Here is a 3118-nt window from a genome sequence, read left to right on the forward strand (position 1 = left end):
TCGCAGTTGCAGGTGATCATGGTGAAGTTGGGCACCAGCTCGCCCGTTTGCGGATCGGTCCACTGTGACCACAAACCCGCCAGCGCCCAGGGCGCCCCATCGGCGCGGCGCAGTCGCCACCAGATGTTCTTGCCGGTTTCCCAGTTGGGTTCCTGGTACCAGTCGGCCAGGATCAGGCAGCGCTGGCCCTTCATCCACGGCCCGCGGTAAGTCACGCGCTCGGCAATGCCTTCAATGCGCGCGTTGTTGGTGAGCACCGCGCGTGACGCGGGCCGCCGCGTGGCGCTGCCGGCGCGGACCATGCCCCACTGGCCCATGCGGCCCACCAGCTGCACGGCTTCACCCGGCTGCCCGGGCCGCACCATCAGGCCGTGCTGGAACGGTCCCACCGTGGCCTGCGTGTAGTCCTCCATGTCCACGCTCGCGCCCACGCTGCCCAGGTAACGCTCGGCCGTGCCTTTGTCGGTCATGTTGTAGAGGTTGCACATGGCAGATGCGAAGTCTCTGTGTGATGGCGAACAGACCGCAGACGGGTCAGGTGATCAGATGGACCGCAGGCAAACGCCCATGGCCCTCGTCGAGGACCGGCAGACCTCAGGAGAAAACCATGTACATCGGCGGCGGCGCAATATTGCTCATCATCATCCTTTTCCTCGTGTTCCGTTGAACCAGGGCGCGAGGGCTCACACACCGTTGTGCGGGTCTTCGCGCCGTTGGGCGTACCAAAGGTCCAGCCCCTTGCGCTGCCTCACCGCGCCCAGGCCGCCCCGCATCAGGTGGCCCAGCAGCGCCCACATCTCGCGTGCTGAATGTGTGCGCAGCTTGCGCCCCGAGCTCAGCACCGGCTCGCGCAGGACCAAGAACCTTCCCTGCCGCTTGAGCGCCCGGCTCAAGCCCAGCTCCTCGGCTGCAAAGTAACGCTCGTCAAACCCGCCAACGGCCTCGAAGGCGGTGCGGGTGCAAAAGAAAAAGCAGCCCGCCGCCAGCCGGCTGACCTGCAACAGCTTCACCACCAGCGGCACCATCAGGCGCGCATGCAGCGGCATGGCGCCGTCAAAGCGCACCACCGCACCGCCGCCCACCGCACCGTCACGCAGGGCCTGCAGCGCCAGGCGCACCAGGGTCTCGTGCACCAGGGTGTCGGCATCGACAAAGATGAACACATCGCCTTGAGCCACCCGCGCGCCCGCGTTGCGCGTGGCGGCAATCTGGCGGTGCGCCACCGCCACCACCTGCGCGCCATGTTCACGGCCGATCTCGGCAGTGCGGTCGGTGGAGCCGTCGTCCACCACGATCACTTCACACGGCTCGTCCAGCGCCTGCACCACCGCGTTGATGGCCTGCAGGGTGGCACCCAGCAGGCGTTCTTCGTTGTAGGCAGGCACGATGAAGGAGATCATGGCTGCAGGTTACCCGGGCGCTTTCAGGTCGTGTGGACGGGGGGCATTCGGCCCGGAGCGAACACGCGTGACAACCGCCGCCGCCAGACCGGTGCAACATGGCAGCGCCCGCCACTTGCCACAGGCCCACCACCATGACCACACAGTTCCAGGTTCGCAAAGACCAGCTCGCCACCACCCGCACCGTGCAACGGCCCGACACACCGCTGGCCGATGGCGAAATCCGCGTTCGCATCGAGCAGTTTGCCTACACCTCCAACAACATCACCTACGCCGCGTTCGGCGATGCGATGAACTACTGGCAGTTCTTTCCTGTCGCACCCGCAGGCGATGACGCCGCGGCCTGGGGTGTGGTGCCGGTGTGGGGCTTCGGCGTGGTGCAGGAGACGCAGTGCGCCGGCGTGGCCGTGGGCGAGCGCCTCTACGGCTACTGGCCCATGGCCTCGCACGCCGTGCTCACACCCGCACGCATCTCGCCCGAGGGCTTCTTTGACGGTGCACCGCACCGCGCTGCGCTGCACCCGGTCTACAACAACTACTTGCGATGCGCGGTGGACCCGTTGTTCGACCCCGCCACCGAACCGCTGCAGGCGCTGCTGCGCCCGCTCTTCCTCACCGCCTGGCTGATCGACGATTTTCTGGCCGACAACGATTTCTTCGGCACGAACACGGGTGGCCAGCGTGGCGTGATGCTGCTGTCATCGGCCAGCAGCAAGACCGCCTATGCCACCGCCGCGCAACTGGTGCAGCGACCCGAGGTGGAAGTGGTGGGCCTCACCTCGCCGGGCAACGTGGCGTTCTGCGAAAGCCTGGGCGTGTACAGCCGCGTGCTCAGCTACGACCAGCTGGAGCAACTGCCCGCGGACACACCCTGCGTGTACGTGGACTTTGCCGGCAACGGCGCACTGCGCAAGGCCATCCACAGCCGCTTCACCGCGCTGGCCTACAGCTGCTCCATCGGCGGCACCCATGTGGACCAGCTCGCTGGCGGACGCGATCTGGCCGGACCGCGTCCGGTGCTGTTCTTCGCACCCGCGCAGGCCAAGAAGCGCCACGGCGACTGGGGCGCGGCCGGTTTCAACGAACGCATGGCCCAGGCGTGGCACGCCTTCATGGCCCAGGTGAACGATCCTGCCGCCCCTTGGGTGGTGGTGCAGCACCACAACGGCCCCGACGCCGTGCAGGCCGCCCACGCGCTGGTGCTGGGTGGGCAAGGGGACCCGCGCGCGGGGCACATGCTCTCGCTGTCCTGATCGCGTGACTTTACGCACAGAGACTGTGCCCTAGGCTGTGGATAACGAGGTGGACAACCGCCGCAGCCCGCAGCCCGCCTCGCTTGGCGGGATGTGCTTAAAAATACGGCGCTCACCGCAGGCTCAGTACAGCCGCACCGCCACATCAAAATGCCAGGTGCGGCGGATCTCCACCACGTCGTACTGGCGGGCCAGCGCGGGCGGAAACGCCGGGTAACTCGCCTGGCTGCGCACGATGCGCTCGATGCCTTCGTCGATGGCCGCCACGCCGCTGGAACTCACGAAGGTCACGTTCTCCACCGACCCGTCGCTGCGGATCGCCACCGTGACCACCGGCTGGGTGTGAGGCTGTTTGGCCGCCTCGCGCACCAGTTCGATGGTCATGTTCATCTGGATCTTGCGCGCCCAGGCCTCGGCATACAGGATGAGATCGGTGTTGGGGTCCGAGCGTCCGAAGAGCCGGGC

At 67.1% G+C, this 3118-nt stretch carries 4 protein-coding genes; 1 reads left to right on the forward strand and 3 read right to left on the reverse strand.

Annotated features, from left to right (window positions below):
• Both Q0C59_RS19340 and Q0C59_RS19345 read right to left on the reverse strand, forming a co-directional pair.
• On the reverse strand, nucleotides 1–488 hold a 488-nt coding region (locus Q0C59_RS19340; RefSeq protein WP_291218649.1), incomplete at its 3' end, for an SOS response-associated peptidase family protein.
• Between the two features lie 195 nt (nucleotides 489–683).
• Nucleotides 684–1400: a glycosyltransferase gene (locus tag Q0C59_RS19345; RefSeq protein ID WP_291218651.1), complete on the reverse strand. Its 717-nt coding sequence runs from the start codon at nucleotides 1398–1400 to the stop codon at nucleotides 684–686.
• Between the two features lie 134 nt (nucleotides 1401–1534).
• Here Q0C59_RS19345 and Q0C59_RS19350 point away from each other — a divergent pair, with 134 nt between their 5' ends.
• Nucleotides 1535–2653 (forward strand): DUF2855 family protein, encoded by a 1119-nt coding sequence (locus Q0C59_RS19350; RefSeq protein ID WP_291218653.1) that lies wholly within the window; start codon nucleotides 1535–1537, stop codon nucleotides 2651–2653.
• A 123-nt stretch (nucleotides 2654–2776) separates the two neighbouring features.
• On the opposite strand, the gene Q0C59_RS19355 is transcribed toward Q0C59_RS19350, so the two are convergent.
• Nucleotides 2777–3118, reverse strand: a 342-nt coding sequence (locus tag Q0C59_RS19355) for a TonB family protein (RefSeq protein WP_291218655.1), incomplete at its 5' end; no start/stop codon positions are given.

Source organism: Hydrogenophaga sp. (genome assembly GCF_022844385.1).
GTDB lineage: Bacteria > Pseudomonadota > Gammaproteobacteria > Burkholderiales > Burkholderiaceae_C > Hydrogenophaga.